This window comes from Streptomyces sp. NPDC041200 (assembly GCF_055591805.1).
In genome coordinates, this window is the sequence record NZ_JBVIZF010000010.1 from 1 (window position 1) to 26,332 (window position 26,332).

General features: G+C 72.0%; 30 protein-coding genes. 8 read left to right on the plus strand and 22 right to left on the minus strand.

The features are described 5' to 3' along the window. Positions 1-131: 131 nt before the first annotated feature. The 4 genes from ACZ6CL_RS22395 to ACZ6CL_RS22410 all read right to left on the minus strand — a co-directional run bounded on the left by ACZ6CL_RS22395 (position 132) and on the right by ACZ6CL_RS22410 (position 4,497). Positions 132-1,256: a GuaB3 family IMP dehydrogenase-related protein gene (locus ACZ6CL_RS22395; protein ID WP_055557376.1), complete on the minus strand. Its 1,125-nt coding sequence runs from the start codon at positions 1,254-1,256 to the stop codon at positions 132-134. A gap of 83 nt (positions 1,257-1,339) precedes the next feature. Further along, positions 1,340-2,842 (minus strand): IMP dehydrogenase, encoded by a 1,503-nt coding sequence (gene guaB, locus ACZ6CL_RS22400; protein WP_468937958.1) that lies wholly within the window; start codon positions 2,840-2,842, stop codon positions 1,340-1,342. Between the two features lie 127 nt (positions 2,843-2,969). Next, on the minus strand, positions 2,970-3,581 hold the full coding sequence (locus ACZ6CL_RS22405) for a sigma-70 family RNA polymerase sigma factor (RefSeq protein WP_009715794.1): 612 nt from the start codon (positions 3,579-3,581) through the stop codon (positions 2,970-2,972). Between the two features lie 304 nt (positions 3,582-3,885). Next, the gene (locus ACZ6CL_RS22410; RefSeq protein ID WP_003948568.1) at positions 3,886-4,497 is read right to left on the minus strand and encodes a response regulator transcription factor; all 612 of its coding nucleotides are present in this window, start codon (positions 4,495-4,497) and stop codon (positions 3,886-3,888) included. Between the two features lie 397 nt (positions 4,498-4,894). Here ACZ6CL_RS22410 and ACZ6CL_RS22415 point away from each other — a divergent pair, with 397 nt between their 5' ends. Next, positions 4,895-5,209 carry a WhiB family transcriptional regulator gene (locus ACZ6CL_RS22415; RefSeq protein WP_055557379.1) on the plus strand — a complete coding sequence of 105 codons (315 nt, stop codon included), beginning with the start codon at positions 4,895-4,897 and terminating at the stop codon, positions 5,207-5,209. A 134-nt stretch (positions 5,210-5,343) separates the two neighbouring features. On the opposite strand, the gene ACZ6CL_RS22420 is transcribed toward ACZ6CL_RS22415, so the two are convergent. Next, the gene (locus ACZ6CL_RS22420) at positions 5,344-6,267 is read right to left on the minus strand and encodes a LysR family transcriptional regulator (RefSeq protein WP_468937961.1); all 924 of its coding nucleotides are present in this window, start codon (positions 6,265-6,267) and stop codon (positions 5,344-5,346) included. A 136-nt stretch (positions 6,268-6,403) separates the two neighbouring features. Between ACZ6CL_RS22420 and ACZ6CL_RS22425 the strand changes: the two genes are divergently transcribed. Beyond that, positions 6,404-7,177 carry an SDR family NAD(P)-dependent oxidoreductase gene (locus ACZ6CL_RS22425; RefSeq protein WP_468937963.1) on the plus strand — a complete coding sequence of 258 codons (774 nt, stop codon included), beginning with the start codon at positions 6,404-6,406 and terminating at the stop codon, positions 7,175-7,177. Positions 7,178-7,506: 329 nt separating this feature from the next. On the opposite strand, the gene groL is transcribed toward ACZ6CL_RS22425, so the two are convergent. The 3 genes from groL to ACZ6CL_RS22440 form a co-directional block, all read right to left on the minus strand. Then, positions 7,507-9,132 (minus strand): chaperonin GroEL, encoded by a 1,626-nt coding sequence (groL, locus tag ACZ6CL_RS22430; RefSeq protein ID WP_468937965.1) that lies wholly within the window; start codon positions 9,130-9,132, stop codon positions 7,507-7,509. Between the two features lie 140 nt (positions 9,133-9,272). Beyond that, positions 9,273-9,581, minus strand: coding sequence for a co-chaperone GroES (gene groES, locus ACZ6CL_RS22435; protein ID WP_009715799.1), 309 nt, complete (start codon positions 9,579-9,581; stop codon positions 9,273-9,275). Between the two features lie 219 nt (positions 9,582-9,800). Then, positions 9,801-10,817: a polysaccharide deacetylase family protein gene (locus ACZ6CL_RS22440; RefSeq protein ID WP_468938390.1), complete on the minus strand. Its 1,017-nt coding sequence runs from the start codon at positions 10,815-10,817 to the stop codon at positions 9,801-9,803. A gap of 77 nt (positions 10,818-10,894) precedes the next feature. Here ACZ6CL_RS22440 and ACZ6CL_RS22445 point away from each other — a divergent pair, with 77 nt between their 5' ends. Beyond that, positions 10,895-12,076, plus strand: coding sequence for a THUMP-like domain-containing protein (locus ACZ6CL_RS22445; RefSeq protein ID WP_468937968.1), 1,182 nt, complete (start codon positions 10,895-10,897; stop codon positions 12,074-12,076). A 4-nt stretch (positions 12,077-12,080) separates the two neighbouring features. On the opposite strand, the gene ACZ6CL_RS22450 is transcribed toward ACZ6CL_RS22445, so the two are convergent. Continuing rightward, positions 12,081-12,542 (minus strand): ATP-binding protein, encoded by a 462-nt coding sequence (locus tag ACZ6CL_RS22450; RefSeq protein WP_468937970.1) that lies wholly within the window; start codon positions 12,540-12,542, stop codon positions 12,081-12,083. Positions 12,543-12,700: 158 nt separating this feature from the next. Here ACZ6CL_RS22450 and ACZ6CL_RS22455 point away from each other — a divergent pair, with 158 nt between their 5' ends. The 3 genes from ACZ6CL_RS22455 (at position 12,701) to ACZ6CL_RS22465 (ending at position 14,166) form a co-directional block, all read left to right on the plus strand. Then, on the plus strand, positions 12,701-13,552 hold the full coding sequence (locus ACZ6CL_RS22455; RefSeq protein WP_468937972.1) for a helix-turn-helix domain-containing protein: 852 nt from the start codon (positions 12,701-12,703) through the stop codon (positions 13,550-13,552). A gap of 10 nt (positions 13,553-13,562) precedes the next feature. Beyond that, entirely contained in the window at positions 13,563-13,766 is a 204-nt protein-coding gene (locus ACZ6CL_RS22460; RefSeq protein WP_468937974.1) for a DUF397 domain-containing protein, read from the plus strand. Between the two features lie 112 nt (positions 13,767-13,878). Next, positions 13,879-14,166, plus strand: a complete 288-nt coding sequence (locus tag ACZ6CL_RS22465; RefSeq protein ID WP_468937975.1) for a hypothetical protein — start codon at positions 13,879-13,881, stop codon at positions 14,164-14,166. A 13-nt stretch (positions 14,167-14,179) separates the two neighbouring features. Here the strand turns inward: ACZ6CL_RS22465 and ACZ6CL_RS22470 are convergent, their stop codons facing one another. The 9 genes from ACZ6CL_RS22470 to tsaB all read right to left on the minus strand — a co-directional run bounded on the left by ACZ6CL_RS22470 (position 14,180) and on the right by tsaB (position 20,643). Next, positions 14,180-14,797 (minus strand): hypothetical protein, encoded by a 618-nt coding sequence (locus ACZ6CL_RS22470; protein ID WP_468937977.1) that lies wholly within the window; start codon positions 14,795-14,797, stop codon positions 14,180-14,182. Positions 14,798-14,877: 80 nt separating this feature from the next. Beyond that, entirely contained in the window at positions 14,878-15,453 is a 576-nt protein-coding gene (locus tag ACZ6CL_RS22475; RefSeq protein WP_468937979.1) for a hypothetical protein, read from the minus strand. Further along, positions 15,450-16,148: a hypothetical protein gene (locus ACZ6CL_RS22480; RefSeq protein WP_468937980.1), complete on the minus strand. Its 699-nt coding sequence runs from the start codon at positions 16,146-16,148 to the stop codon at positions 15,450-15,452. The genes ACZ6CL_RS22475 and ACZ6CL_RS22480 overlap by 4 nt, the downstream gene beginning before the upstream one ends. Continuing rightward, the gene (locus ACZ6CL_RS22485) at positions 16,148-17,599 is read right to left on the minus strand and encodes a putative T7SS-secreted protein (protein WP_468937982.1); all 1,452 of its coding nucleotides are present in this window, start codon (positions 17,597-17,599) and stop codon (positions 16,148-16,150) included. Before ACZ6CL_RS22485 ends, ACZ6CL_RS22480 begins: the two co-directional genes overlap by 1 nt. Continuing rightward, on the minus strand, positions 17,596-17,946 hold the full coding sequence (locus tag ACZ6CL_RS22490) for a hypothetical protein (RefSeq protein WP_468937985.1): 351 nt from the start codon (positions 17,944-17,946) through the stop codon (positions 17,596-17,598). Before ACZ6CL_RS22490 ends, ACZ6CL_RS22485 begins: the two co-directional genes overlap by 4 nt. A 106-nt stretch (positions 17,947-18,052) precedes the next feature. Next, on the minus strand, positions 18,053-18,307 hold the full coding sequence (locus ACZ6CL_RS22495; RefSeq protein ID WP_468937987.1) for a hypothetical protein: 255 nt from the start codon (positions 18,305-18,307) through the stop codon (positions 18,053-18,055). After that, positions 18,304-19,416 (minus strand): tRNA (adenosine(37)-N6)-threonylcarbamoyltransferase complex transferase subunit TsaD, encoded by a 1,113-nt coding sequence (gene tsaD / locus ACZ6CL_RS22500; RefSeq protein ID WP_468937990.1) that lies wholly within the window; start codon positions 19,414-19,416, stop codon positions 18,304-18,306. The genes ACZ6CL_RS22495 and tsaD overlap by 4 nt, the downstream gene beginning before the upstream one ends. Next, the gene (rimI, locus tag ACZ6CL_RS22505; protein ID WP_468938392.1) at positions 19,409-19,933 is read right to left on the minus strand and encodes a ribosomal protein S18-alanine N-acetyltransferase; all 525 of its coding nucleotides are present in this window, start codon (positions 19,931-19,933) and stop codon (positions 19,409-19,411) included. The genes tsaD and rimI overlap by 8 nt, the downstream gene beginning before the upstream one ends. A 35-nt stretch (positions 19,934-19,968) precedes the next feature. After that, a complete protein-coding gene (tsaB, locus tag ACZ6CL_RS22510) occupies positions 19,969-20,643 on the minus strand; it encodes a tRNA (adenosine(37)-N6)-threonylcarbamoyltransferase complex dimerization subunit type 1 TsaB (RefSeq protein ID WP_468937993.1) in 675 nt (224 codons plus the stop codon). A 128-nt stretch (positions 20,644-20,771) separates the two neighbouring features. Here tsaB and ACZ6CL_RS22515 point away from each other — a divergent pair, with 128 nt between their 5' ends. Next, a complete protein-coding gene (locus ACZ6CL_RS22515) occupies positions 20,772-21,332 on the plus strand; it encodes a hypothetical protein (protein WP_468937995.1) in 561 nt (186 codons plus the stop codon). A 59-nt stretch (positions 21,333-21,391) separates the two neighbouring features. On the opposite strand, the gene ACZ6CL_RS22520 is transcribed toward ACZ6CL_RS22515, so the two are convergent. From ACZ6CL_RS22520 to alr, 4 genes are all read right to left on the minus strand, one after another. Then, positions 21,392-21,580: a hypothetical protein gene (locus ACZ6CL_RS22520; RefSeq protein WP_468937997.1), complete on the minus strand. Its 189-nt coding sequence runs from the start codon at positions 21,578-21,580 to the stop codon at positions 21,392-21,394. A 153-nt stretch (positions 21,581-21,733) separates the two neighbouring features. Beyond that, positions 21,734-22,240 (minus strand): tRNA (adenosine(37)-N6)-threonylcarbamoyltransferase complex ATPase subunit type 1 TsaE, encoded by a 507-nt coding sequence (tsaE, locus tag ACZ6CL_RS22525; protein WP_468937999.1) that lies wholly within the window; start codon positions 22,238-22,240, stop codon positions 21,734-21,736. A gap of 42 nt (positions 22,241-22,282) precedes the next feature. Continuing rightward, complete coding sequence (locus tag ACZ6CL_RS22530; protein WP_468938001.1) at positions 22,283-23,506, minus strand: alpha/beta fold hydrolase; 1,224 nt, start codon at positions 23,504-23,506, stop codon at positions 22,283-22,285. A 2-nt stretch (positions 23,507-23,508) separates the two neighbouring features. After that, positions 23,509-24,663 carry an alanine racemase gene (alr, locus tag ACZ6CL_RS22535; protein ID WP_468938004.1) on the minus strand — a complete coding sequence of 385 codons (1,155 nt, stop codon included), beginning with the start codon at positions 24,661-24,663 and terminating at the stop codon, positions 23,509-23,511. A gap of 143 nt (positions 24,664-24,806) precedes the next feature. Here alr and ACZ6CL_RS22540 point away from each other — a divergent pair, with 143 nt between their 5' ends. Continuing rightward, positions 24,807-26,255: an NAD(P)H-hydrate dehydratase gene (locus ACZ6CL_RS22540; protein WP_468938006.1), complete on the plus strand. Its 1,449-nt coding sequence runs from the start codon at positions 24,807-24,809 to the stop codon at positions 26,253-26,255. Positions 26,256-26,332 lie beyond the last annotated feature (77 nt).

The following is a 26,332-nucleotide window of genomic DNA, read 5'->3' on the forward strand; positions in this document are numbered from 1 at the left end:
TTCCTGCGGCCTTGGGCCACCGTCCGCGCCTTACGGATCTGGAACTCCATCGCACCCCTTGAGCCGGGGTGTTGCAACGACTCCTAGAACCCAAGCATCGCGGTCGGGGCCTTCCCTGTTGCTCCAGGCGCTCAGCGCTTGTCGTTGGACGGGGCCACCGTCACCTCGACGCGCTGGAACTCCTTCAGCTCCGAGTAGCCGGTCGTCGCCATCGCCCGGCGCAGCGCGCCGAAGAAGTTCATCGAACCGTCCGGGGTGTGCGAGGGGCCGAGCAGGACCTCCTCGGTCGTGCCGACCACGCCCAGGTTCATCCGCTTGCCGCGCGGCACCTCGTCGTGCACGGCCTCCATGCCCCAGTGGTGGCCCCGGCCGGGCGAGTCCGTAGCACGGGCCAGCGGCGAGCCGATCATCACCGAGTCGGCGCCGCACGCGATCGCCTTCGGCAGATCGCCGCTCCAGCCGACCCCGCCGTCCGCGATCACATGCACATAGCGGCCGCCGGACTCGTCCATGTAGTCCCGGCGGGCGGCGGCGACATCGGCCACCGCCGTGGCCATCGGCACCTGAATGCCCAGCACATTGCGGGTGGTGTGGGCGGCGCCACCGCCGAACCCGACGAGCACCCCGGCCGCGCCGGTGCGCATGAGGTGCAGCGCGGCGGTGTACGTGGCGCAGCCGCCCACGATGACCGGGACGTCCAGCTCGTAGATGAACTGCTTGAGGTTCAGCGGCTCGGCGGCGCCCGAGACGTGCTCGGCCGAGACGGTGGTGCCCCGGATGACGAAGATGTCGACCCCGGCGTCCACGACGGCCTTGGAGAACTGCGCGGTGCGCTGCGGCGACAGGGCGGCGGCGGTGACCACGCCCGCGTCGCGCACCTCCTTCAGCCGCTGCCCGATCAGCTCTTCCTTGATCGGCTCGGCGTAGATCTCCTGCAGCCTGCGGGTCGCGGTGCGCTCGTCCAGCTCGGCGATCTCGGCGAGCAGCGGCTCCGGGTCCTCGTACCGGGTCCACAGGCCTTCGAGGTTGAGCACCCCGAGGCCGCCCAGCTCACCGATGCGGATCGCGGTCTGCGGGGAGACCACCGAGTCCATCGGGGCGGCCAGGAACGGCAGCTCGAAGCGGTAGGCGTCGATCTGCCAGGCGATCGAGACCTCCTTCGGGTCCCGGGTACGACGACTCGGCACGACGGCGATGTCGTCGAACGCGTACGCCCTGCGGCCGCGCTTGCCGCGCCCGATCTCGATCTCAGTCACGTGGGGTGCCTTTCGCTGGCTTGTTCTGCCGTACCAGTATCGCCATCCCCCGCGCGGAGCCCGTCGCGCGGGGGTCGCGCGCGTTAACGGCCGGAGTAGTTCGGCGCCTCGGAAACCATCTGGACGTCATGCGGGTGGCTCTCCTTGAGACCCGCGGAGGTGATCCGCACGAAGCGGCCCTTCTCCTTCAGCTCCGTCACGGACGCCGAGCCGACATACCCCATGGAGGCGCGCAAGCCCCCGACCAGCTGGTGGGCGACCGAGGCCAGCGGGCCGCGGTAGGGCACCTGGCCCTCGATGCCCTCGGGGACGAGCTTGTCCTCGGAGAGCACGTTGTCCTGGAAGTAGCGGTCCTTGGAGAACGAGCGGGCCTGGCCGCGGGTCTGCATCGCGCCCAGCGAGCCCATGCCCCGGTAGGACTTGAACTGCTTGCCGTTGATGAAGACCATCTCGCCCGGCGACTCCTCGCACCCGGCCAGCAGGCTGCCCAGCATCACCGTGTCCGCACCGGCGGCGATCGCCTTGGCGATGTCACCGGAGAACTGCAGGCCGCCGTCGCCGATCAGCGGCACACCGGCCGCCTGGCAGGCGCGGGCCGCCTCGTAGATCGCGGTCACCTGGGGGACGCCGATGCCCGCGACCACCCGGGTGGTGCAGATGGAGCCCGGGCCGACGCCGACCTTCACCCCGTCCACACCCGCGTCGATGAGCGCCTGGGCGCCGTCACGGGTGGCGACGTTGCCGCCGACCACGTCGACCGGGACGTTGGACTTGACCTTGGCGATCATGTCGAGGATGCCCCGGCTGTGCCCGTGGGCGCTGTCGACCACCAGGAAGTCGGCCCCGGCCTCGACCAGCGCCTGCGCCCGGTCGAACGCCTCGTCGCCGACGCCGACGGCCGCGCCGACGACCAGCCGGCCCTCGCTGTCCTTCGCCGCGTTCGGGTACTTCTCGGCCTTCACGAAGTCCTTGACCGTGATCAGGCCCTTGAGCACACCCGCGTCGTCGACCAGCGGCAGCTTCTCGATCTTGTGGCGGCGCAGCAGCTGCATCGCGTCGTCACCGGAGATGCCGACCTTGCCGGTGACCAGCGGCATCGGGGTCATGACCTCGCGGACCTGACGGCCCCGGTCCACCTCGAAGGCCATGTCCCGGTTGGTGACGATGCCCAGCAGCTTGCCCGCGGCGTCGGTGACCGGGACGCCGCTGATGCGGAACTTCGCGCACAGCGCGTCCGCCTCGTGCAGCGTGGCGTCCGGCCGGACCGTGATCGGGTCGGTGACCATGCCGGACTCGGAGCGCTTGACCAGGTCGACCTGGTTCGCCTGGTCCTCGATGGACAGATTGCGGTGCAGCACGCCCGCGCCGCCCTGACGGGCCATGGCGATGGCCATCCGGGCCTCGGTGACCTTGTCCATGGCGGCCGACAGCAGAGGGATGTTCACCCGGACGTTCCGGGAGACCCTGGACGAGGTGTCGACCGCGTTCGGCAGCACCTCGGAGGCGCCCGGCAGCAGCAGCACGTCGTCGTACGTCAGCCCGAGCATCGCGAACTTCTCAGGCACTCCGTCGACGTTGTCAGTCATGACACCCTTCCAAATGGTCTTGCCCCAGCGCGGACTCCCATGCTAACGGCCATCCCCGGTGTCACATTCCGCCCTGTGGACAACCGACGAATACCGCTGGTGACGCCGCCCGGAGCGACCGGTCGCGCTACTGTTCGGCCAGTGCGCGCAGCCGGCTCAGCGCCCGGTGCTGTGCGACCCGCACCGCTCCCGGCGACATGCCCAGCATCTGCCCGGTCTCCTCCGCCGTAAGCCCGACCGCGACCCGCAGCAGCACCAGCTCGCGCTGATTCTCCGGAAGGTTCGCGAGCAGCTTCTTGGCCCACTCCGCGTCGCTGCTCAGCAGCGCCCGCTCCTCGGGGCCCAGCGAATCGTCCGGCTGCTCCGGCATCTCGTCCGAGGGCACCGCCGTGGAACCGGGGTGGCGCATGGCCGCCCGCTGCAGATCGGCGACCTTGTGGGAGGCGATGGCCACCACGAACGCCTCGAAGGGCTTGCCGGTGTCGCGGTAGCGCGGCAGCGCGCACAACACCGCCAGGCAGACCTCCTGCGCCAGGTCGTCCACGAAATGACGAGCGTCGCCCGGCAGTCGGGACAGCCGGGTGCGGCAGTAGCGCAGGGCCAGCGGATGCACATGGGCCAGCAGATCGTGAGTGGCCTGCTCGTCCCCTTCGACCGCGCGCCCGACGAGGGCACCGATCGCCCCTGGCGCCCCAGGACTGCCCCCCTTGGGGGGCCCTGGACTCTCGTCGTCGCGCATCCGTCCATGGTGCCTTGGGCCCGGCGGCTCCGTGGCATCGCGTCCATAGTTGTGCGCTGAAGCGTTATGAGCAGGTGCGCCGGTAGTCGTCACGTCCTGCGCTCTCCCCTCACGCCCGGCCGACTCGTCCCCGAGGAACTCCACACCTTCAAGGATGCGGCATCGCGCGCGGAACCGGTACAAGCCGCCGCCACGGCCGCCGCCGCGCACGCTGTCTCCCCGTCCGCCACCCGGCGGACGGGGACCGTAGCGCCCCCGCTGCGCAGCATGTCGTTTTCGGACCCTCGATACGGACCCGGCCCGCCTAGCGGACCAGGCCCCAGCGGAATCCGAGGGCCACCGCATGGGCCCGGTCGGACGCGCCGAGCTTCTTGAACAGCCGCCGGGCGTGCGTCTTGACCGTGTCCTCGGAGAGGAACAGCTCACGGCCGATCTCCGCGTTGGACCGGCCGTGGCTCATGCCCTCCAGCACCTGGATCTCCCGCGCGGTGAGCGTCGGCGCGGCGCCCATCTCGGCGGAGCGCAGCCGGCGCGGGGCCAGCCGCCAGGTCGGGTCGGCGAGGGCCTGCGTCACGGTCGCGCGCAGCTCGGCGCGCGAGGCGTCCTTGTGCAGATAGCCGCGGGCACCGGCGGCCACGGCCAGCGCGACCCCGTCGAGGTCCTCGGCGACCGTGAGCATGATGATCCGGGCGCCGGGGTCGGCGGAGAGCAGCCGCCGCACGGTCTCGACCCCGCCGAGGCCGGGCATCCGCACGTCCATCAGAATCAGATCCGAGCGGTCGGCGCCCCACCGGCGGAGGACTTCCTCGCCGTTGGCCGCCGTCGTGACCCGCTCGACGCCGGGCACCGTCGCCACCGCGCGGCGCAGCGCTTCTCGGGCGAGCGGGGAGTCGTCGCAGACGAGGACGGATGTCATGGCCGCCCTCCGCAGCTGATGCGCGTCACCTTGAGCCTCCAGGCTGGTACATATCGTCACCTGAGCGATTGACAGCCCCGGATATGTGTCCGAGAGCTTTACCCATCAACCGCCTCCGCACTCTCAACGACGGTCACCCGAAAGAGTTACGGGGTTCGGCGGCCACCTTCGACACTCTACGTGAGCCCTCGGACACGGAGCCGCTTCCCCGCGCAGGTCGCGCCCTGTCACGCCTCCCCCAAAGGTCATCCCCTTCGGTGGCATTTGGCGACCTTGCTTCCAATTTGCCGGTCTGTGTGGCTAGATTCGCAATGAGTCATATTTACATCTACTTACACAGTAGGTGCACGACCCGGGACACAGCGTCCGCAGCCGATCGCTTCGAGGAGACAAGGCAATGGCAGATTTCTCCCGTCTTCCCGGTCCGAACGCCGATCTGTGGGACTGGCAGCTCCTGGCCGCGTGCCGTGGTGTCGACAGCTCGCTCTTCTTCCACCCGGAAGGGGAGCGCGGTGCCGCCCGCAGCGCGCGCGAGATGTCGGCGAAAGAGGTGTGCATGCGCTGCCCGGTACGGGCGCAGTGCGCGGCGCACGCCCTGGCCGTACGGGAGCCGTACGGGGTGTGGGGCGGGCTGACCGAGGACGAGCGCGAGGAGCTGATGGGGCGGGCCCGTCATCGCACGGTCGCCTCCTCGGGAGCCCCGGGGTCCTGATCGGGCTTCCGACTCCCCGCCTCTTTGCAGAAACGTTCCGCCAACGTCATCGCCAGCCATCACCAGTCATCACCGCCGACCGTGCCCCCCGGACGATCGGCGGGCTTTCGCGCGTCAGCGCCGCGTCACTCGCGTCAGCGCCGCGCCGCCAGCTCCAGCCGGTCCAGGGTCGCCGCCACCGCCGGTACCCGCGCCAGATCCGGCAGCGTCAGCGCCACCACCTCGCGCCGCACGGCGGGCTTGATCTCCAGCGTCGCCGTCCCCTTGGCCCGTACGGACTCCAGCGCCAGCTCCGGCAGCACCGCGACCCCGAGCCCGGCGCCCACCAGCCCGACCACCGCCGGGTAGTCGTCCGTCGCGAAGTCGATGCGCGGGGTGAAGCCCTCGGCCTCGCACACCTCGACCAGATGGCGACGGCACCGTGGGCAGCCCGCGATCCACGGCTCCTCGGCCAGTTCCCCGATCCCCACCGTCCCGGCCCCGGCCAGCCGGTGATCCCGCGGGACCATGACCACCAGCCGGTCCCGCAGCAGCGGCCGCACCACCAGGTCGTCCCACCCCGCCGACGGGTCCGCGCCCGCCGGGTCCGCGTCCGCCGCGGCCTGCGGATAACGGAAGGCCAGCGCGATCTCGCAGTCGCCCCCGCGCAGCATCTCCACCGAACGCGGCGGCTCGGCCTCCACCAGGGAGACCCGCGTCCCCGGGTGGGCGGCGCGCATCCCGGCGAGCGCGGTCGGCACCAGCGTCGAACTGCCGCTGGGGAACGACACCAGCCGCACCCGCCCGGCCCGCAGCCCGGCGAGCGCCGCGATCTCCTCCTCCGCGGCGGTCAGCCCGGCCAGGATGCCCGCCGCGTGCCGCACCAGCGCCTCGCCCGCCTCGGTCAGCCGCATCTCCCGCCCGGTACGGACCAGCAGCGGCGTCCCCGTGGACTGCTCCAGGGCCTTCATCTGCTGGCTGACGGCGGGCTGGGTGCAGCCCAGCTCGCGGGCGGCGGCGGAGAAGGAGCCGGTGGTGGCCACCGCGCGCAGCACCCTCAGATGACGAGCCTCGATCATGCCTCCGAGCATAAGGGGCACTTGGGTGCGGACCGGAATATCGCGCCAGTGCTTTGAGGGCGTACCAGCCGGGACGGCCCCGCCGGGCGTACGGTGCCCGGACGCGGAGTGATCTCCCGGCCGATAACGTGCGCGTATGACGACTGCATTGATTACCGGGACCACCGCGGGCATCGGCTCCGCCTTCGCGAGCCGGCTCGCGGCGGACGGGCACAACCTGGTGCTGGTGTCCCGTGACGAGAAGCGGCTGCGGGACCAGGCCGCCGACCTCCACGACCGGCACGGGGTCGAGGCGGAGGTGCTGCGCGCGGACCTGTCCGAGGACGCCGGTATCGCCGCGGTCGAGGAGCGCTTGGGGGACCGTACACATCCGGTCGATCTGCTCGTCAACAACGCCGGGTTCGGCAACAACGGCCGTTATCTGGAAGCGCCGCTCGCCGATGAGCTGCGGATGCTGAAGCTGCACTGCGAGGCGGTGCTGCGGCTGACCAGCGCCGCCGCCAAGACGATGCGGGCGCGGGGGCGCGGCGGGGTGATCAACGTCGCCTCGGTGGCCGCCTTTTTCCCTCGCGGGACGTACGGGGCGAGCAAGGCGTGGGTCGTGCAGTTCACGCAGGGCGCGGCGAAGGACCTGGCGCGGTCGGGGGTGCGGCTGATGGCGCTGTGCCCGGGTCTGGTGCGGACGGAGTTCCACTCCCGGGCCGGGATCAAGCCGGAGAAGGTGCCGGACTGGATGTGGCTGGACGCGGACCGGCTGGTCGCGGCAGCCCTGAAGGACTTCGCACGGGGGAAGACGCTGTCGATCCCGGACCCGCGGTACAAGGCGATGACGGGGCTGGCGAAGCTGGTGCCGCGGGCGGCGGTGGCGGGCGTCTCCTCGAAGGTGGGCCGGTCCCCGGTCAAGGGATGAGAGGCCCCCGCCGAGGGGTGGGCGGGCGGAGGCGAGCGACCCACCGCCCGCCGGGGGCCGCGCGAGACGGCGCGGCGCACGGGTCCGCGGGTCCGCGGGTCCGCGGGACGGCGACCGCGCGGATGGGCGACTACCGCAGGGGCGCACCACAGCAAGGGCGAACCACCCCGGAGCGCACCACCATGGGGGTGCACCACCGCAAGGGCGCATCACCCCGGGGCGCACCACCACGAGGGCGCGCTATCGCGCGAAGGCGCGGCCACCCCGTGTGGGGTGGCCGCGCCTTCGCGTGCGCTGAGCGCTGGCGCGCTAACGCGCTGCGGGTCGCGTCAGTGCGCGTGGCCGTGGCCGTGGCCACCGGCCTCGGCCTCTTCCTCGGCCGGCTTCTCGACCACCAGGGTCTCGGTGGTGAGCAGCAGCGAGGCGATGGAGGCGGCGTTCTCCAGCGCGGAGCGGGTGACCTTGACCGGGTCGATGACGCCGGCCTTCACCAGGTCGCCGTACTCCTCGGTCGCGGCGTTGTAGCCGTGGCCCTTCTCCAGCTCGGCGACCTTCGAGGTGATGACGTAGCCCTCGAGGCCCGCGTTCTCGGCGATCCAGCGCAGCGGCTCGACGACGGCGCGGCGGACGACGGCGACACCGGTGGCCTCGTCGCCCTCCTTGCCGAGGCTGCCCTCGAGCACCTTGGCGGCGTGGACCAGAGCGGAGCCACCACCGGAGACGATGCCCTCCTCGACCGCGGCGCGGGTCGCGGAGATGGCGTCCTCCAGACGGTGCTTCTTCTCCTTGAGCTCGACCTCGGTGGCCGCGCCCACGCGGATCACGCACACGCCACCGGCCAGCTTCGCGAGGCGCTCCTGCAGCTTCTCGCGGTCCCAGTCGGAGTCCGTGGACTCGATCTCGGCCTTGATCTGGGCGACGCGGCCGGCCACGTCGTCGCTGTTGCCGCCGCCGTCGACGATGGTGGTGTCGTCCTTGGTGACGGTCACGCGGCGGGCGGTGCCCAGCACGTCCAGACCGGCCTGGTCGAGCTTGAGGCCGACCTCCTCGGCGATGACGGTGGCGCCGGTGAGGGTCGCGATGTCGCCGAGCATGGCCTTGCGGCGGTCACCGAAGCCGGGGGCCTTCACGGCGACGGCGTTGAAGGTGCCGCGGATCTTGTTGAGGACGAGGGTGGACATGGCCTCACCCTCGACGTCCTCGGCGATGATCAGCAGCGGCTTGCTGGCGCCGGCCTGGATGACCTTCTCCAGCAGCGGCAGCAGGTCCTGGATGGAGCCGATCTTGCCCTGGTGGACCAGGATGTACGGGTCGTCGAGGACGGCCTCCATACGCTCCTGGTCGGTCACCATGTACGGCGAGAGGTAGCCCTTGTCGAAGGACATGCCCTCGGTGAAGTCCAGCTCCAGACCGAAGGTGTTGGACTCCTCGACGGTGATGACACCGTCCTTGCCGACCTTGTCCATCGCCTCGGCGATCAGCTCGCCGACCTGCTTGTCCTGGGCGGACAGCCCGGCCACGGCGGCGATGTCGGACTTGGAGTCGATCGGGCTGGCGGTGGCCAGCAGGTCTTCGGAGACGGCCTTGACGGCGGCGTCGATGCCCTTCTTCAGGGCGGCCGGGGAGGCACCGGCGGCCACGTTGCGCAGGCCCTCGCGGACCAGCGCCTGGGCCAGCACGGTGGCGGTGGTGGTGCCGTCACCCGCGATGTCGTTGGTCTTGGTCGCCACCTCCTTGACGAGCTGGGCGCCAAGGTTCTCGTACGGGTCCTCGACCTCGACCTCGCGGGCGATCGTGACACCGTCGTTGGTGATGGTCGGAGCACCGAACTTCTTGTCGATGACGACGTTGCGGCCACGGGGGCCGATCGTCACCTTGACGGTGTCCGCAAGCTTGTTCACGCCGCGCTCAAGGGCGCGACGGGCGTCCTCGTCGAACTTCAGGATCTTCGCCATGGTTGCGTATGTCCTCTCATTGCGATCCTCGGCCGCCGTGCGCGGGCAGCCGCCGTCGCGTCAAAAAAACGAACCGCGCCCCGACCCCGGGTATCTGTGACACGGGCACCGGGGCGCGGCTCAAGGCAAAACTTCGGTGATTACTTCTCGACGATCGCGAGGACGTCGCGAGCCGAGAGGACGAGGTACTCCTCGCCGCTGTACTTCACCTCGGTGCCGCCGTACTTGCTGTAGAGCACGACGTCGCCGACGGAAACGTCGAGCGGAAGACGCTTGCCGTCCTCGAAGCGGCCCGGGCCGACAGCCAGGACGACGCCCTCCTGGGGCTTCTCCTTGGCGGTGTCCGGGATGACCAGGCCAGAGGCCGTGGTCTGCTCGGCCTCGACGGCCTGGACCACGATGCGGTCCTCAAGCGGCTTGATGGCAACCTTGGAGCTGGCGGTCGTCACGATCCGACCTCCCCCTTCGGAGATCTCACGGGGTTAACTGTCTGAGGTGGCGACCAGGTGGATCCGTCGTCGCGGGTGCCGGACCTGCCCGTCGCTGTGTTTGGCACTCAGCAGTGCCGAGTGCCAGCCCTGACATTATGACGCGGTTAGCACTCCGTCAACCAGAGTGCCAAGCGAGGCGGCGGCGGACCGCCCGGGCGGCCCCCAGGGCGCCTGCCCTCAGACGTAGTCCTCCAGCCGCGCCACGGTGAAGCCCTGCGCCTGGACCTCCCGCAACAGCGCGGTGATCATGCCGGTCATGGTCTGCCCGCCGAGCTGCTCCGGCCCGCGGAAGTGCGCGAGGACGATGTCCCCCGGCTGGAGCCGTTCGCCGGACCGGTAGACCAGCCCCTGGACCTCCATCTCGGCGCGCCACAGCACCACCGGCCCCAGCCCGCAGTCCGCCGCCGCGCGCAGGGTGGTCTCGTCGTACTCCCCGTACGGCGGGCGGAAGAGGCGCGGCAGCACCCCGAGCCGGTGCCTGAGCTTCTCCTGCTGGCCGCAGATCTCCGCGACCTGGGTGCCGTAGTCCTGGCCGGTCAGGCTGGGGTGGGTGAGCGTGTGGTTGCCGACGCCGCCGCCGAGCCGGTGCAGCTCGCCGAAGTAGTCGTAGCGGCCGTCGACGGCCTGGTCCGTCAGGAACTCGGTGAACGGCAAACCGAGGTCCCGGACTTGGTCGATGAAGCGCGGGTCCTTCTCCAGTCCGTCGTCGATCGTCAGGAAAACCACCCGATCGGTGGTCGCCACCTGACGGATGACCGGCGGCAGCCCCGGCGGCTGCTCCCCGTCCGGCACCAGCGGCGGCTTGACGGCGGGCGGGCGCGGTGGCGGCTCCAGCGGCCGGTCGAGCCCCCAGCGGTGGTACGCGCCCGGGGCGATCCCCGGCGCCGGGCGCGGCGAGGGCGGGACCGAACCGGGCGGCGGCGGTGACGGCGGCGGCGCGTCGTCGGCGGCGGGGCGCGAGGGCGCGCGGACCGGCGCGAACGGGTCCCCGGGCGCCGCCTCGGGGGGCGCGGACACGGCGGGTGCCCCGGATACGGAGTGCGGGGCGGCCTGGCCCGACTGCTGCCGCAGACCGGCCGTCTCCTCACCCGTCCCGGCCGGTGGCGCGGGGGCGGCGAGGGGTCCGCAGCCGGCGAGCAGGGCCGCCGTGGCGGCGAGAACCAGACACCTGAAAAGACCAGCGTTGATCATCATCACATAAGCGATCTTCATCTCTACGGTGCGCGGATTCGCGACACGCGAGTGCGGATGCGCTCCCCGGAGCGGGGAGAATGGGCCATGTGGACGTTGACGCCTTCGACTCACTGCTCGGCGACGAGGGGCAGGCGCTGCTCTCCGCGCTCCGGGACTACGACCCGGCGCGGGAGCTGGCCACCGCGACCCGGCTGCGCCGCGACCATCCGGCCGCCCTGGTCTCGGCGGCCCTGACCCAGGCACAGCTGCGGCAGCGGGCGGTGCCCAAGTTCGGGGCCGAGGACGCCCATCGCATGTACTTCACGCCCAACGGCGTCGAGCAGGCCACCCGTACCTCCGTCGCCGCCTACCGTGCCGACCGGCTGGCCGGATTCGGGGTGCGCGACGTGGCCGATCTGTGCTGTGGCATCGGCGGCGACGCGATCGCGATGGCGCGGGCCGGGCTCACCGTGCTGGCCGTCGACCGCGATCCGCTGACCTGCGCGGTCGCCCGGGCCAACGCCGACGCGCTGGGCCTGTCGCAGCTGATCGAGGTGCGCTGCGCCGATGTCACCGAGGTCGACACCTCGTCATATGACGCGGTGTTCGTGGACCCCGCCCGGCGCGGCGGCCGGGGCCGGATCTTCGACCCCGAGGCGTACTCCCCGCCGCTGTCCTGGGCCATCGAGGCCGCCCGTACGACCCCGCGCGCCGCCCTCAAGATCGCTCCCGGGGTGCCGCACGAGGCGGTGCCGGAGGACGCGGAGGCCGAGTGGATCTCGGACCAGGGGAACGTGAAGGAGGCCGTGCTGTGGTTCGGCACCGCCCGCCCCGGGATGCGCCGCGCCACGCTGCTGCCCTCCGGCCACTCCCTGCTCGGCTCCCAGCTCCCGGACCCCGAGCCGGGGCCGGTCGGCCGCTGGCTGTACGAACCGGACGGCGCCGTCATCCGCGCCCACCTGGTGGCGGACGTCGCGGCCCGGGTCGGCGGCCGCCTCATCGACCCGACGATCGCCTACATCACCACGGACGAGCTGCGCCCGACGCCGTACGCCACCGCGTACGAGATCACCGATGTGCTGCCGTTCAACCTGAAGAAGCTCAGGGCGCTGCTGCGGGAGCGCGAGGTCGGCGTCGCGACCATCAAGAAGCGCGGTTCGGCCGTCGAGCCGGAGCATCTGCGCAAGAAGCTGCGGCTCGAAGGCGGCAACGCCTGCACGATCCTCCTCACCCGCTCGGCGGGCGCCCCCACGATGCTCCTGGGGCATCCGGCCCCGTAGTCCTTCAGCTCTTCTCCTCCGCGTGGAGTTCGAACCAGACCCCCTTCGCGTACACCCCCGACGGGTCCGTGTCCGCCGTGCCCCACGCATCGGCGAGGGCCGCGACCAGGCCGAGGCCCCGGCCGTGGAGGCGGTCGGGGGCGGCGAGCCGGGCGACGGCGGGGAGTTGGGCGGAGGCGTCGTAGACGAGGACGCGGTAGCGGGGAGGATCGATCACCACACGCAGCGTCAGGGAGTCGCCCTCGGCGTGCAGAAAGGCGTTGGTCGCCAGCTCGGAGGCGCACAGGGTGGCCACCTCGACCAGGCCTTCCTGCCCCACGGCGCCCAGCACGACGGCGACGAAGTCCCGGCAGACCTTGGCGGAGGTGGCGTGCCGGGTGTTCTGGAGCGTGTAGGCGTACGGGTCCTTGGAGGGAGCGGGCGGGCGGCGCGGTGGACGGTCGTCGGACTCGTAATCGGCATCCATGGGTCAACTCCCTGCGAACAGGCCTATACCGCGCGTACCGTTACAGCGATCAACGCGCAGTAGCGGCGATGACACCCAAGGTAGGGCAGCGGCGCAAACAACTGCTACGGTCCCGTTGCATTTCCCCGACAATTACCCCGTGAGGGTTACGGAGGGCCATGCCACCCAGAAGCGTCCCGACCGCGCGTCAAGTCCGGCTCGGAACAGAACTGAGGAGGATGCGCGAGGGTGCCGGACTCAGCATCCAGGAGGCCGCTGACCGGCTGGGCATCAATCGCACCCACATCACCAACCTGGAGCTGGCCCGCTTCGGCGTGAGCGAGGAGCGGGTGCGGGCCCTCGCCGCCATCTACACCTGCCCCGACCACGCGTACGTCGACGCGCTCGTCTCCATGACCCGCGAGCGTAAGGGCGGTTGGTGGGAGGAGTACCGGGGCCATATCGCCACCGGCGGGCTCGACCTCGCCGAGTTGGAGTACTACGCGACGAGTCTGCGCGTGGTCGAGCTGATGTTCCTGCCGGGCCTCCTGCAGACCGAGGAATACGCACGGGCCGTGCTCGGCGAGGCTGTTCCGGCGTGGTCACCGCCCGAGCTGAGGCGCAGGCTGTCCCACCGCATGAAACGCCGGGACATCCTCGACCGGGATGCCCCTCCCCCCTGCACCTTCATCATCCACGAGGCCTGTCTGCGCCTGCGGTTCGGCGGGCCGCAGCTCATGCGCAGACAGCTGGACAGCCTGCTGGAGGCATCGACTCGGGAGAACGTCACCGTGCGGGTCATCCCCTTCGAGGCGGGCGGGTTCCCGGTCTCCGGCGTATCGATGACCTACGCCTCGGGCCCGGTGCCACAACTGGACACGGTGCAGCTCGACGCCGCGCACGGCCCCATGTTCCTGGACGCCGAGACCCAGCTGACCAATCACCGGGCGGTGCTGGCTCGGACGATGAAAGTGACCCTCCCCCAGAAGGAGTCACGTGACATGATCCACGGCATGGCCCAACATCTCTGAAGGCAAGGAAATGTCTGAGATCAACTGGCAGAAGTCCTCCTACTCCACGCAAGGGGACGGCAATTCCTGCATAGAGCTGGCCACCATAGGCCCGGACGCCATAGCGCTGCGCGAAAGCGACGATCCCGGCACCGTGATGACCACCACCCCGGCGAAGCTGCGGCCCCTCCTCCACGCCATCAAGGCGGGCGAGTTCGACCACCTCGCGAGGTAGTCCTCCGGACCGGCTCTGGTCATGGCACGATCATCCCGCTGATGGTCCGGACCGGAGGGTGGCAGGGGCATGGAACGTGAGTGACGAGAAGCAGCCCGTATCGGATCGGGAAATGTCCGATCTCCTTCAGGACCTGGAGGAGATGCTGCGTTACCTGGAGGAGACGGTCGCAGGCCTCGACCAGTTGGCGAAGACGGTCGGCGACGACTTCAAGGGCCCCGCGGCGACCGCGCACAAGAAGCTCCAGCGGGACGCCTACCGGGACGCGGTGCGCATCCGGCAGATGCTGCTGCACGTCGAGGACGCGACGAAGCGGCGCGGCGAGAGCCTGGGCGAGCGGTATCTGGAGCTGCTGCACCGCTTCCAGTCGCTGCAGCGCTCGTCGGACGCGTCCGGCTGACCCCTGGTGCCCCTCAGTCCTCGGCGTCGTCGGGGCTGAGTTCGCGGTTGACCAGACGGTAGTAGCCGATCGCCTTGACCAGCCCCAGACCGCCCGCCCCCGCGAAAACGACGGCGATCCCCATCGCCACCCCGAACGTCTCCGCGCCGAGGTCGGACATGGCCGTGGACGCCCCCAGCACCAGCCCGAGGCAGCACAGCACCAGCGACGGCAGCAGCCACAGCAGCGCGCTGCCCGACACCCGCCAGTGCGGCAGCGTCTGCGGATCGCGCCCCAGCTCCGCCCAGTCCCGCAGCCGCGCGCCGACGAACACGTCCCGCCGGATGCCCGAGGCCAGGCCCAGGCTGGACGGGACGGTGGCGCCCAGCGCCAGTCCGAGGAAGATCACGCCGAGGATGTGCTCGACGATCTCCCCGGTCACCAGGAACTGGAACCCCGACACCGCCAGCGTCCACCCCAGCGCGAACACCAGCGTCAGCAGCCACAGCAGCAGCGCCCGGTGCGGCGCCATGTACCACCGCGCCAGCGTCCCCATGGCCCGCGCCCGGTCGGCGAGCAGCCCGGCCCGGTCGGGCCACGGCCGCAGATCCGGGGCGGGCGGGGGCGGTGGCAGCGCGTCGGGCGGGGTCATGGAAGGCAGTCTCTCAGCTCTCCCGAGGACATGAACTTCATTCCCCCGTGGCTCACAAGAACCGCGATCCCGCCGAGTGGTCACGCTTTCCAGTACTTCGCCACCGCCTGCGCGTACGCCACCCGGTGGTCGAGCCCGTCGTCCCGGACCCGGAACCGGCCGCGCACGGACTCGGTCATGGCCACCCGGCCGAAACCCGCACCCTGCCGCTTCCAGGCCGTCCGCAGCGGGGCGCTGAAGTCGCCGGCGGGCATGTCGGACGCCGCCAGGCCAGCCAGGTACAGCAGAGCCAACGGCAGCAGCAGCAGGCACAGGAGCAGCGACGGCACCGTCCCCTCCCGCCCGTGCAGCACCGTCCCGTCGGGCAAGTGGATCTCGTACCGGGGCCGCCAGCGCTTCTTCTTCGGCGGCAGGCGCAGTTCGGCCAGGCGCTCGTGGTCCGGGGTGAGCACGGCGAGGCGACGCTCGCCCTCCCGGACGACCACGGCGAGCGGCGCGGCCCCGCCCGCGTCGGCGGCGATGGTGAAGCGCGGCTTGCACCCCTCGGGAACGGAGAAGCCGGCAGGGGCGCCACGGCGCACGTGGAGCGGGTCGGAGCCCCGGGGGCGCAGCTTGTAGCGCTTGGAGTCGCGGTCGCGGGTGAAGGTGAGTGTCATGGGGTGTCCCGGGTCGTCGTCTGGCTTGGCGCTTTTTCCACCCTCACCCCGAACGCCGCGAGCACGTCGCCGGCCCGCGTCTTGGGGAGGTCGTCCGGCTGCTCCGCCGAGCGCATGACCAGGGACTCACCGATCTGCCGCAGGATACCCGTGTACCGCGGCAGATCGGCGAAGCACGGTGTCGTGAGGGCGAGGACCACCAGCCAGCCCCGGACCGGAGCGGGTACGTACAACTCGATGTGAGCGAAGTCCAGTGCCGGAAGGATGGCCTCGCCCTCCGTCTCGGTGGCGTGCAGCGAGAGCACGGCCGGGCCGCAGGGCAGGTCCACCCGGGCGACGCTGCGGTGGTCGGCGAGGGAAAGCGCCTCCTGGGACGAGGCAGCGACGACCTCCGGGGCCTCCGGGGCCACGGCCTCTGCCCGCACCAGGAGCTGAGCGGTGCTCACCGAGCCGTCCTCCGCCTCGTAGAAGGCGACGGCCGCGTGCAGAACGCGGTCGGCGGTCAGGGCCGCGGTGAGGTCGGAGTAGACGCCGGCGGTGGTCTCCCGCTGGAACTCCGTACCATCCGGCCAGATCTTCTCCGCCAGCTCCCACAGGGCGGCGTCGAGGACGTCCGGGGGGAGGTGCAGCGGCAGCTCGTGGAAACCCTCCGGGGTGTCCAGCGTGAGCGACATGTCCCGCGGGGAGACGGGCATCAGTGCCTCCCCGCGGCCGGCGTACCGGAATCGGTGAGCTGAGTGTGGGCGTCGATGCCGATGCCCGGAACCTGCTGGGCCAGCTGTGGGCCCTTGGACCACCAGGAGAGCGGGTCGATGGAGCCGTCGGCCCTCAGGGCCCCGCTCAGGGACGTCTTGACCCCTTGCGGAGTGAGGCCGCTCTCGAGGACCTTGGTGAGGCCCTTGCTGAGCCCGGCCTCCTTGACGCTCGCCCCCGCGACGGTCTGGACGTGGTCGGTCCAGGCCAGCTTCACGCGGTCACCGACCCCGGTGGCGGTGAAGGCCTTGCTGCCCCGCATGTAGTCGTCACCGATCCCGAAGAGCCGACTGCCCCTCAGAGACTCGCCGGTGAACCCGGCGTCCCGCATGCCGCGGATCTTGTTGACCCTGTCGACCGAGGCGACGGTGCGGCCTTCCACCTGCGCGAGCTTCATGGGCACCTTGGCGCCCTTCATCGCGACGGAGCCGAACTTCCCGAACGGGATCACTCCGAGTCCGTCCCCCACCAGATCCATGACTCCCACGTCCGCCCCACCGAGCTTCGCCGCCCCGTGGGTGGCGAGGGCACCGAGGGAGAGACCCGCGCTGGCGAGGGCCAGGGCACCGGCGAGCGGGGGGCACCACAGGGTCAGCAGCGAGGCGACCCCCAGGACGCTGGAGCCGATCGAGAGCCAGTCGCCGATCTTCTTCAGGATGTCGGCGTTCTCGGTACACCAGTTCTGGATCTTGTGCCCGAACTTGGTGAAGGCGTCCGCGAGACCTTCGAAGAACCCCGGGTCCGGTGCCTTGTCGTTCGCCTTCGTGAGCGTGTCGGCGATGGTCTGGGCCTTGTCCTGGTGGGCTTCCAGGAGCTCTTCGGCCTTCTTGACGATGTCCTCGAACTCGGCGCGAGCGGAGTCCAGTTGTGACGTCGCGGTGTCGAGAGCGGTGTCGGCCTTGCTCAAGTGGGCACTGGCGGTGTCGTATTTCGCCTGAGCGCCCTCCAGGCCGCCCGGGGTGGTGTACGCCTGTCCGGCCAACCGCAGCGCGGGGTCGGCGGCCGCCGTGTTGTACGCGGTCGTCGCCCGGTCGTGAGCGGCTTGCCGGGCGCTCTCCTTCTCCTTGGCCGCCTTGGCGTCCGCCTCGTACCGGCGCGCCGTGGCCTGGAACTCCGCCAGCCTCGCCTTCCATGTCGACAGCTGGGTCGACGCCGTCCGCAGCGCGTCGCGGCTGTCCGAGAGGTATTTCGGCAGGTCGCTGACCTTCTCCGCGAAGGCGTTCGCTGCCTCTCCCTCCCACGTCTTACCGCCGTGGCTGATGTCCGTCAGCGTTTTGTGCGCGCTGTCCAGCCCCTTCACGGCCTTCGTCAGCGTCGTCGCCAGATCGTCGACGCTCTGCAGCCGCCCGGGGGCGGGGTTGAAGCCGAGGGTGGGGAAGTCGTCGCCGCTCACCGGGCACCCGCCGCCGGCCGGGGCTGCGCCGAGGGCGTCGGGGTGGGCTCCTTGGCCGCGCCCTTGTGCATCGCGTCGCGGATGGCCTGCTCGATGGCCTCGTAGTCGTTCTTCGTCGCCCGGAGCTTGTCCTTGATCTGCTCCGTGCCATCGGCGATCTTCTCGATCGCGTTGTCCCAGCTGTCGTGGAACTCGTCGCAGGCGTTGTCCAACGCTTCGCTGCCCGTACTCTTCGGGCCGATGTCCTTCATCCCGCTGAGCGCCTTGCGCATGTTTTCCTGACTGTTGTGCAGGTCCCTCAGCAGGCGTCCGAGATCATCCGACTCGGCCCTCAGATAGCCGCCCATGGGCTCTCCCCGTACCTTCCGTTCGTGTGCGCAGCCGCCGCACACGTTACGTGTGACCTGGGCGTTTGACCGAACGGGGGTACCTGGGAGCCGACCGCTGGCAGCGCTAGCCGACCGACTCGAAGCGCCACCGGTGGACGGCCCGGCGCGCCAGGTCCGGGCCCGGCTCGGGGAGTTCGGGGAGACCCGGGGTGTCGTACGTGCCGTCCCACCACGTGATCACGAGCACCCGGTCCTCGGGGGCGCGGAAGGTCTCGCGGCGCAGCGGCGCCGGGTCGAGGGGCTGGCCCGCGGCCCAGGCGAGCAGATCCTCGCCCCGGCCCTCGACGGCCCGAGCTTCCCACATCAGGGCGACGGTCATGCGTACAGGTTCTTCCGGCTCAGCTCGTGCACGTGGTCGTGGTCGTGGTCGTGGGAGTGGGACGCGGGCGCCGGGACGTGGGGGTCCGTCACCGGGAGGGAGGAGTCCGCCGACAGGTCCCAGGCCGAGGCGGACCGGCCGCGCGCGACCATCTCCGCGCCGAGGGCGGCGACCATCGCGCCGTTGTCCGTGCACAGCTTGGGGCGCGGCACCCGCAGGGTGATGCCCGCGTCCTCGCAGCGGCGCTCGGCCATGGCCCGGAGCCGGGAGTTGGCGGCGACGCCGCCGCCGATCATCAGGTGGTCGACGCCCTCGTCCTTGCAGGCGCGGACGGCCTTGCGGGTCAGGACGTCGGCCACCGCCTCCTGGAAGGAGGCCGAGACATCGGCGACCGGGACCTCCTCGCCCGCCGACCGCTTGGCCTCGATCCAGCGGGCGACGGCCGTCTTGAGGCCCGAGAAGGAGAAGTCGTACGCGGCGTCTCGCGGGCCGGTGAGCCCGCGCGGGAAGGCGATCGCGTCGGGGTCGCCGTCGCGGGCGATGCGGTCGATGACGGGGCCGCCGGGGAAGCCGAGGTTCAGTACCCGGGCGATCTTGTCGAACGCCTCGCCCGCCGCGTCGTCGATGGTCGAGCCCAGCGGCCGTACGTCCGTGGTGATGTCGGGCGCGAGCAGCAGCGACGAGTGACCGCCACTGACCAGCAGCGCCATGGTCGGCTCGGGCAGCGCGCCGTGTTCGAGCTGGTCGACGCAGATGTGGGAGGCGAGGTGGTTGACGCCGTACAGCGGCTTGCCGAGGGCGTACGCGTACGCCTTGGCGGCCGAGACACCGACGAGCAGGGCGCCCGCGAGGCCGGGACCGGCGGTGACGGCGATGCCGTCGAGGTCGGAGGCGGCGACTCCGGCGTCCTTCAGGGCGCGCTGGATGGTCGGGACCATCGCCTCCAGGTGGGCGCGGCTGGCGACCTCGGGGACGACGCCGCCGAAGCGGGCGTGTTCGTCGACGCTGGAGGCGATCGCGTCGGCGAGCAGGGTGTGGCCGCGTACGATCCCGACGCCGGTCTCGTCGCAGGAGGTCTCGATGCCGAGGACGAGCGGTTCGTCAGCCATGGGTCTTCGTTCCTTGTGCGGATGTTCCTGCGGAAGTTCCTGCGGAAGTTTCGGATGAGGGGGTCGCGACGGTCGTGGCCGGGCCGGTCAGGCGCATGACCAGCGCGTCGACGTTGCCGGGCTGGTAGTAGCCCTTGCGGATGCCGATGGGCTCGAAGCCGAAGCGCTCGTAGAGGCGCTGCGCGCGGGTGTTGTCGACGCGCACTTCGAGGAGCACCTCGCGGCATTCGAAGGCGGTGGCGGCGTTGAGCAGATCGGTGAGGAGGCGGGCGCCGAGGCCGGTGCCCCAGTGGTCGCGGGCGGTGGCGATGGTCTGGACGTCGCCGGTGCGGTCGAAGACGGCCAGCCCGGCGTAGCCGACTATGCGGCCGTCGGTCTCGGCGACCGTGTAGTGGCGGGTGGCGGCGCCGCCGCGGGCGTGGGCCAGTTCGGACCAGAACATGCCCTGCGACCAGGCGTCCTCGGGGAACAGGTCCTCTTCGAGCGCCAGCACCCGGTCGATGTCCCACCAGCGCATCTCGCGCAGCGCGACGTCCTCGTGAGCCGTGTCCGTCACTTGGGGGTGACCACCTTGTAGTTGGCGGGCACCTTGGCGTCGGGGCGGCGCAGATAGAGCGGCCGGTCGGGCAGCAGCTCCTCGCCGCGCGCCAGCTTCTCGGCGGCCAGCGAGGCCAGCGCGCCCGCCGACTGGTGCTCGGGCATGCCCTCGGGGACGTGCGCGAAGGCGTCCGGGTAGAGCAGCGCGCCCGCGCCGACGGCCGGGAGTCCGGCGAGCCCGGGCCGCTCGGCGAGGTCGGCGGGGTGGTCGACGGCGGGCTCGGTGACGCGGGTGCGCGGGTCGTCGTACCGCGCCCAGTACACCTCCTTGCGGCGGGCGTCGGTGGCCACCACGAAGGGGCCGGTGAGCCCGGCCGCCCCGGCGGCGTACGCGATCCCGTCCAGCGTGCACAGCCCGTGCACGGGCACGTCCAGCGCGGCCCCGAAGGTGGCCGCCGTGACCAGCCCGACCCGCAGCCCGGTGTACGGGCCCGGGCCGACGCCGACGACGATGTCCGTCACGGCCCCCAGCTTCACGCCCGCCGTCTCCAGGGTCCGGTGGACGGCGGGCAGCAGCAGCTCGCCGTGGCGCCGGGCGTCGACCTCGGCGGTCTCGGCGAGGACTTCGGCGCCGTCGTGGAGAGCGACGGTGACGGCGGGGGTGGCGGTATCAAGCGCGAGCAACAGCACGAGGACTAGCCTACGGCGCCGCGGGAGGCGGTCGCGGTGGACCGGTTACCGCCGTCCACCGGTGCTACCGTCGGAGGAAGTGCGTACGGGCGGTAAGCACGTACTGACCGCAGGAGAGGGTGGCCACCGTGCCAAGGAGCAGCACCGGGCCCGCCGTGGCCGTTCTGACCGCCGCCGCGCTGGGCGTCGTCGGCTTCCTCGGCTTCCAGGCCAAGGCCACCGCCCCCGACCACCGCACCCAGGAGCGCAGCAGCTCGCACGCGAGCGACTCCAAGGGCAAGACGAAGGACAAGGCCGAGAAGCAGTCCACCGCGCTGCCCGCGGGCTCCGGTACGGGCGTGCGCGTCGTCTACTCCCTGGGCGAGAGCCGGGTGTGGCTGGTCGGCGCCGACGGCAAGGCCTCCCGCACCTTCGCGGTGGGCGCCAGCTCGGCGAGCCCCGGCCCGGGCACGTACCAGGTCACCTCCCGCAACCCGAGCGGTGTGGGCTCGGACGGGGTGCAGGTGGAGCACATCGTGGTGTTTCACCAGGACGAGGGAGTGACGTTCGGTTTCAGTGCGGCCATGGACGGGGGCATGCCCGACCCGCAGGCCAAGAAGAAGACGGGTGCGGTGCGGGAGTCCCGGGCGGACGGCGCCGCGCTGTGGGAGTTCGCGCAGCCGGGCACGAAGGTCGTCGTGCTCGCGTAATCCCTGCTGTCTGCCGGGCGCGGGCGAGGCCGCGTCGCGTGTTGTTTTCCGGGCGCGGGCTACGCCGCGTCGCGCTCCGGCTCGTCCGAGGGACGCCGGTGCCGCGCCTCCGTCTCGGCGGGGACCTCGGCCGGTGGTGGCGTGGAGACGGCGTTCGCCGCCGCACAGGCCGCCAGCAGATCCCTCATCGACGGTGACTGGCCATCGCGCCGGGGGTCGTCCAGGGCAGTGGGCTCTTGGGCCGACATGGATGCCTCCTGAGGGTCCTGGGGGCAGGAGGTTAGGTACGCCTAACCGCGCTTCCCTCTCCCATGTGACCACGCCTGATACCCCGAGCGCAACATCATGCCGACGGCCTGTCGGAAACGATCCCCGAATCTCCGCAACGGCTCATCCCGGGTTCATCCCGCCAGCGACGCCAGGTCCGCGTCCGCCCAGCGCGGCCCCACGCCCGTCACGGCGACGCCGCGGACATCGCTCTCCGCAGCGTCCGCCCCGGCCGTCCCGTGGGTCCGCTCGATGACCACATGCAGCCGGTCCTCGGACAGCTCCTCGACCTTGCCCTCGCCCCACTCCACCGCGATCACCGAATCCGGCAGCGAGACGTCCAGGTCCAGGTCCTCCATCTCGTCCAGGCCGCCGCCCAGCCGGTAGGCGTCGACGTGAACCAGCGGAGGCCCGTCGGACAGGGAGGGGTGGACGCGGGCGATCACGAAGGTAGGGGAGGTGACCGCGCCCCGTACGCCCAGGCCCTCGCCCAGGCCCCGGGTCAGCGTGGTCTTGCCCGCGCCCAGCTCGCCGGTGAGGAGCACCAGGTCGCCGGGGCGCAGCAGTTCGGCGAGCCGGCGGCCCAGGTTCCGCATCTGCTCGGGGGAGGTGACGGTCATGCGCGTGGTGCCTACGTCCATATCCGCCGATGGTACGGGCCGCGACCGCGCCCCGCGGACGGCCTAGCCTCTGGCCGAACGGCGGCCCGCGCGGTCGCCCGGGACGCCCCCGGCCCCGCTCACCACCTGGGTCAGCAGCCCGGCCAGATGCCCGTTGACCACCTCGGGGTGCTCCAGGATCAGCAGATGGCCGGCCTCCTCCAAGATCACCAGCTCCGCACCGGGCAGCAGCTCCGCGATGGCCTCGCTGTGCTCCATCGGCGTGATCAGGTCCTTGTCCCCGGCCAGCACCAGCACCGGCACCCCGTCGAACTGCGGCAGTGCCTCCGCCTTGTCGTGGGCGATGAACGCCGGGTAGAACTCGGCGACCACGTCGATCGGCGTCGCCTCGATCAGCCGCTCAGCGAACCGGGCCACCCCCGGGTCCACGTCCTTCGACCCGAACGAATAGCGCTTGATCAGCCCCGCGAAGAGGTCCGCGGTCGCCCGGCGGCCCCGCTCCACCAGCTCCACCTGCCAGCCGAGCGCCTTGAGCAGCCCCGGCAGCACCCGCCGCACCGCGTTCATCCCGACCACCGGGAGGCCGAAGCTGACCTCGCCGAGCCGCCCCGCCGAGGTGCCGACGAAGGCCGCGCCGATCACCCGGTCCCGGATCAGCTCCGGGTACTGGGCGGCCAGCGCCATCATCGTCATGCCGCCCATGGAGTGGCCGACCAGCACCAGCGGCCCCTCGGGCGCGGCCGCGTCGATCACGGCCTTCAGATCGCGGCCCAGCTGGTCGATGTCGACCTGGGTGCCGTTCGTCTGGGCGCAGCCGCGCTGGGAGCGGCCGTGGCAGCGCTGGTCCCAGTAGACGGTGCGGACCACATCGCGCAGCGCGGCCCGCTGGAAGTGCCAGGAGTCCTGGGCGAGGCAGTAGCCGTGGCTGAAGACGACGGTCACGGGAGCGGCGGGTGCCCGGCGCGCGAACCGGCGCTTGCGGCGCGGCTGCGCAACGGGTTCACCTATCTCCTCGACCTCGTAGTACAGCTCCGTGCCGTCGTCGGCGACCGCCCGGCCGGGGGTGCCGCGCAGGGTGCCGTACGGGCCCTCCGCGTCCAGCGCGAGGCGCGCCTTGCGCCGTACGCCGCGGCCGACCGTCAGCCGCTCCAGGGCGACGCCCATGGCCGCGCCCGCCGCGACCACGCCGATCGCGGCTCCCGCGAACCCGGCGCCCCGGCGCCAGCCCACGGCTGTGGCCCCCGCCGCGACCTTCGTCGCCGTCTCCACCGTGCTGTCCTCGCCCATGGTCAGATCCCTGTGCCCCCGAGGTCACCTACATAAACGCGGGGAACCCGGGCACTGATCCGGGTGACGATCTCATACGCGATCGACCCCACGGCCCGCGCCCAGTCCTCCGCGGTCGGCTCCCCGCGGTCGCCGGGGCCGAACAGCACCGCCTCGTCCCCCGGCTCCGCGCTGTCGCCGCCGAGGTCGACCACGAACTGGTCCATGGCCACGGTGCCCGCGATGGTCCGCCACTTGCCCGCGACCAGCACCGGTCCGGTGCCCGAGGCGTGCCGCGGAATCCCGTCACCGTAGCCGAGCGGCACCAGCGCGAGGGTGGTCTCCCCCGGGGTGACGTAGCGGTGCCCGTACGAAACCCCATGGCCGCCCGGCACCCGCTTCACCGCGGCCAGCGCGGCCTTCAGCGTCATCACCGGGCGCAGTCCGAAGTCGGCGGGCACGCCCAGCTGCGGGCTCGGCGAGATCCCGTACAGGGCGATTCCGGTGCGTACCAGGTCGAAATGCGACTCGGGGAGGGTCAGGGTCGCCGGGGAATTCGCCAGGTGTCGCACCTCCGGGCGCAGCCCCGCCCGCTCCGCCTGGTCCAGCATCTCGCGGAAGACGGCCAGCTGGGCGGCGATCGACGGGTGGCCCGGCTCGTCCGCGCACGCGAAGTGCGACCACAGCCCGGTCACCCGGATCACGCCCTCGGCCTCCGCGGCCCGGGCCTCGGCGATCAGGTCCGGCCAGTCGGCGGGCGGGCAGCCGTTGCGGCCGAGCCCGGTGTCGGCCTTGAGCTGGACGCGCGCGGTGCGCCCGCAGGCGCGGGCCGCCGCGATGGCCTCGCGCAGCGCCCACGCCCCGCTGGCCGACACGTCGATGTCCGCCTCGATCGCCTGCCGCCACGGCCCGCCGGGCGTCCACAGCCAGCACATCAGCCGCCCCTGGTCGCCCGCCGCGCGCAGCGCGAGCGCCTCCTCGGGCGTGGCCGTGCCCAGCCAGCCCGCGCCCGCCGCACGGGCGGCGCGCGCGCACGGGACCGCGCCGTGGCCATAGCCGTCCGACTTGACCACGGCCATCAGCTCGGCGGTGGGCGCCGCTTCGCGCAGCGCCCTCACGTTGTCCCGCAATGCGGTCAGATCGACCACGGCGCGGGCGCGCATCGGTGTCTCGTCCATCTCCGTCAGTGTCTCAGGGTCCGCGCCCCAAACCGATCCGCAGACCGGAGTGTGTGCTTCCAGCAGCCCGGAACGTGTGCTTCTAGCAACCCGGAGTGTGTGCTTCCAAGCGAGGAGTGCCCTCCGTTCGGGAGACTGTGGCCATGAGGATCGCCTACAGCGTCGAGACCGTACGAGCCGCTGAACAGGACCTGATGGCGCGGCTGCCCGAAGGAACACTCATGCAGCGCGCGGCAGCCGGGCTCGCCGCCGCCTGCGCCGACCTGCTGCACCGCGTCTACGGGGCCCGCGTCGCCCTGCTGACCGGCAGCGGCGACAACGGCGGCGACGCGCTCTACGCCGGTGCCCGGCTCGCCCGGCGCGGCGCCGGGGTCACCGCCGTGCTGCTCGCCCCCGACCGCGCCCACCCCGGCGGCTTGCGCGCCCTGCGCGCGGCGGGCGGGCGCGCGGTCGCCGCCACCGACGACTCGCTCGCCCACGCCGCTCTCACCCGCGCCGACCTCGTCCTCGACGGCATCGTCGGCATCGGCGGCAAGGGCGGTCTGCGGGAGGAGGCCGAGCGGCTGATCCGGCTGGTGCGCGGCACCGTCGTCGCCGTCGACCTCCCCAGCGGCGTCGACGCCGACACCGGCGAGGTGCGGGGCGCGGCGGTGCGCGCCGACGCCACCGTCACCTTCGGTACGTACAAGCCCGGACTGCTCATCGACCCCGCCCACGAGCACGCGGGCGCCCTCCGTCTCGTCGACATCGGCCTGGGGGCGTATCTTCCGTCCGCCCCGGACGCGGAAGCCCTCCAGCACGAGGACGTCGCCGCCCTCCTCCCCCGGCCCACCGCCGAGAGCGACAAGTACCGGCGTGGCGTCGTCGGCGTCGTGGCGGGCTCCGCCCGCTACCCGGGCGCCGCCGTCCTCGCCGTCGCGGGCGCCCTGCGCGGCGGCGCCGGTGCCGTGCGGTACGTCGGCCCGGGCGCCGACACCGTCATCGCGCGCTTCCCCGAAACCCTCGTCCACACCGGGCCCCCGGCCAAGGCGGGGCGCGTCCAGTCCTGGGTCGTCGGCCCCGGCCTCGGCGACGGCGCCGCCGCCCGGCACTCCCTGGACGACGTCCTCGGCTCCGACATCCCCGTCCTCGTCGACGCGGACGGCCTCCATCTCCTCCCCTCCGGCGGCCTCCACGGCCGCACCGCGGCCACCGTCCTCACCCCGCACGCGGGCGAGGCCGCCGCCCTGCTCGGGGTGAGCCGCGAGGAGGTCGAGTCCGGGCGGCTGGCCGCCGTACGGGCGCTGGCCGACAAGTACGGCGCCACCGTGCTGCTCAAGGGCTCCACCACCCTGATCGCCTCCCCCGGCCACCCGGTACGCGTCAACCCGACCGGCACCGGCTGGCTCGCCACCGCGGGCAGCGGCGACGTCCTCTCCGGCCTCACCGGCTCCCTCCTCGCCACCGGCCTCCCCGCCCGCGACGCCGCCTCCACCGGCGCCTACCTCCACGGCCTCGCCGCCCGCCGCACCACGGCCCCGGCGGGCGCGCCGATCGCGGCGTACGACGTGGCGGCGGCGGTGCCGGAGGCGTGGCGGGACGTGCTGGGCTGAGGGGCCCTGCGGGTGCGGGGCCCTGCGGGTGGGGGGTGGGTGCGCCCGGTGCGTGTGGCGGGTGCGCCTGGTGCGTG

Coding starts and splice junctions, on each gene's coding strand:
- guaB (WP_468937958.1), bottom strand. CDS start 2,842: ATGACTGACAACGTCGACGGAGTGCCTGAGAAGTTCGCGATGCTCGGG.
- ACZ6CL_RS22405 (WP_009715794.1), bottom strand. CDS start 3,581: ATGCGCGACGACGAGAGTCCAGGGCCCCCCAAGGGGGGCAGTCCTGGG.
- ACZ6CL_RS22410 (WP_003948568.1), bottom strand. CDS start 4,497: ATGACATCCGTCCTCGTCTGCGACGACTCCCCGCTCGCCCGAGAAGCG.
- ACZ6CL_RS22415 (WP_055557379.1), top strand. CDS start 4,895: ATGGCAGATTTCTCCCGTCTTCCCGGTCCGAACGCCGATCTGTGGGAC.
- ACZ6CL_RS22420 (WP_468937961.1), bottom strand. CDS start 6,267: ATGATCGAGGCTCGTCATCTGAGGGTGCTGCGCGCGGTGGCCACCACC.
- ACZ6CL_RS22425 (WP_468937963.1), top strand. CDS start 6,404: ATGACGACTGCATTGATTACCGGGACCACCGCGGGCATCGGCTCCGCC.
- groL (WP_468937965.1), bottom strand. CDS start 9,132: ATGGCGAAGATCCTGAAGTTCGACGAGGACGCCCGTCGCGCCCTTGAG.
- ACZ6CL_RS22440 (WP_468938390.1), bottom strand. CDS start 10,817: ATGATGATCAACGCTGGTCTTTTCAGGTGTCTGGTTCTCGCCGCCACG.
- ACZ6CL_RS22445 (WP_468937968.1), top strand. CDS start 10,895: ATGGGCCATGTGGACGTTGACGCCTTCGACTCACTGCTCGGCGACGAG.
- ACZ6CL_RS22450 (WP_468937970.1), bottom strand. CDS start 12,542: ATGGATGCCGATTACGAGTCCGACGACCGTCCACCGCGCCGCCCGCCC.
- ACZ6CL_RS22455 (WP_468937972.1), top strand. CDS start 12,701: ATGCCACCCAGAAGCGTCCCGACCGCGCGTCAAGTCCGGCTCGGAACA.
- ACZ6CL_RS22460 (WP_468937974.1), top strand. CDS start 13,563: ATGTCTGAGATCAACTGGCAGAAGTCCTCCTACTCCACGCAAGGGGAC.
- ACZ6CL_RS22465 (WP_468937975.1), top strand. CDS start 13,879: ATGTCCGATCTCCTTCAGGACCTGGAGGAGATGCTGCGTTACCTGGAG.
- ACZ6CL_RS22470 (WP_468937977.1), bottom strand. CDS start 14,797: ATGACCCCGCCCGACGCGCTGCCACCGCCCCCGCCCGCCCCGGATCTG.
- ACZ6CL_RS22475 (WP_468937979.1), bottom strand. CDS start 15,453: ATGACACTCACCTTCACCCGCGACCGCGACTCCAAGCGCTACAAGCTG.
- ACZ6CL_RS22480 (WP_468937980.1), bottom strand. CDS start 16,148: ATGCCCGTCTCCCCGCGGGACATGTCGCTCACGCTGGACACCCCGGAG.
- ACZ6CL_RS22490 (WP_468937985.1), bottom strand. CDS start 17,946: ATGGGCGGCTATCTGAGGGCCGAGTCGGATGATCTCGGACGCCTGCTG.
- ACZ6CL_RS22495 (WP_468937987.1), bottom strand. CDS start 18,307: ATGACCGTCGCCCTGATGTGGGAAGCTCGGGCCGTCGAGGGCCGGGGC.
- tsaD (WP_468937990.1), bottom strand. CDS start 19,416: ATGGCTGACGAACCGCTCGTCCTCGGCATCGAGACCTCCTGCGACGAG.
- rimI (WP_468938392.1), bottom strand. CDS start 19,933: ATGCGCTGGTGGGACATCGACCGGGTGCTGGCGCTCGAAGAGGACCTG.
- ACZ6CL_RS22520 (WP_468937997.1), bottom strand. CDS start 21,580: ATGTCGGCCCAAGAGCCCACTGCCCTGGACGACCCCCGGCGCGATGGC.
- tsaE (WP_468937999.1), bottom strand. CDS start 22,240: ATGGACGTAGGCACCACGCGCATGACCGTCACCTCCCCCGAGCAGATG.
- ACZ6CL_RS22530 (WP_468938001.1), bottom strand. CDS start 23,506: ATGGGCGAGGACAGCACGGTGGAGACGGCGACGAAGGTCGCGGCGGGG.
- alr (WP_468938004.1), bottom strand. CDS start 24,663: ATGGACGAGACACCGATGCGCGCCCGCGCCGTGGTCGATCTGACCGCA.
- ACZ6CL_RS22540 (WP_468938006.1), top strand. CDS start 24,807: ATGAGGATCGCCTACAGCGTCGAGACCGTACGAGCCGCTGAACAGGAC.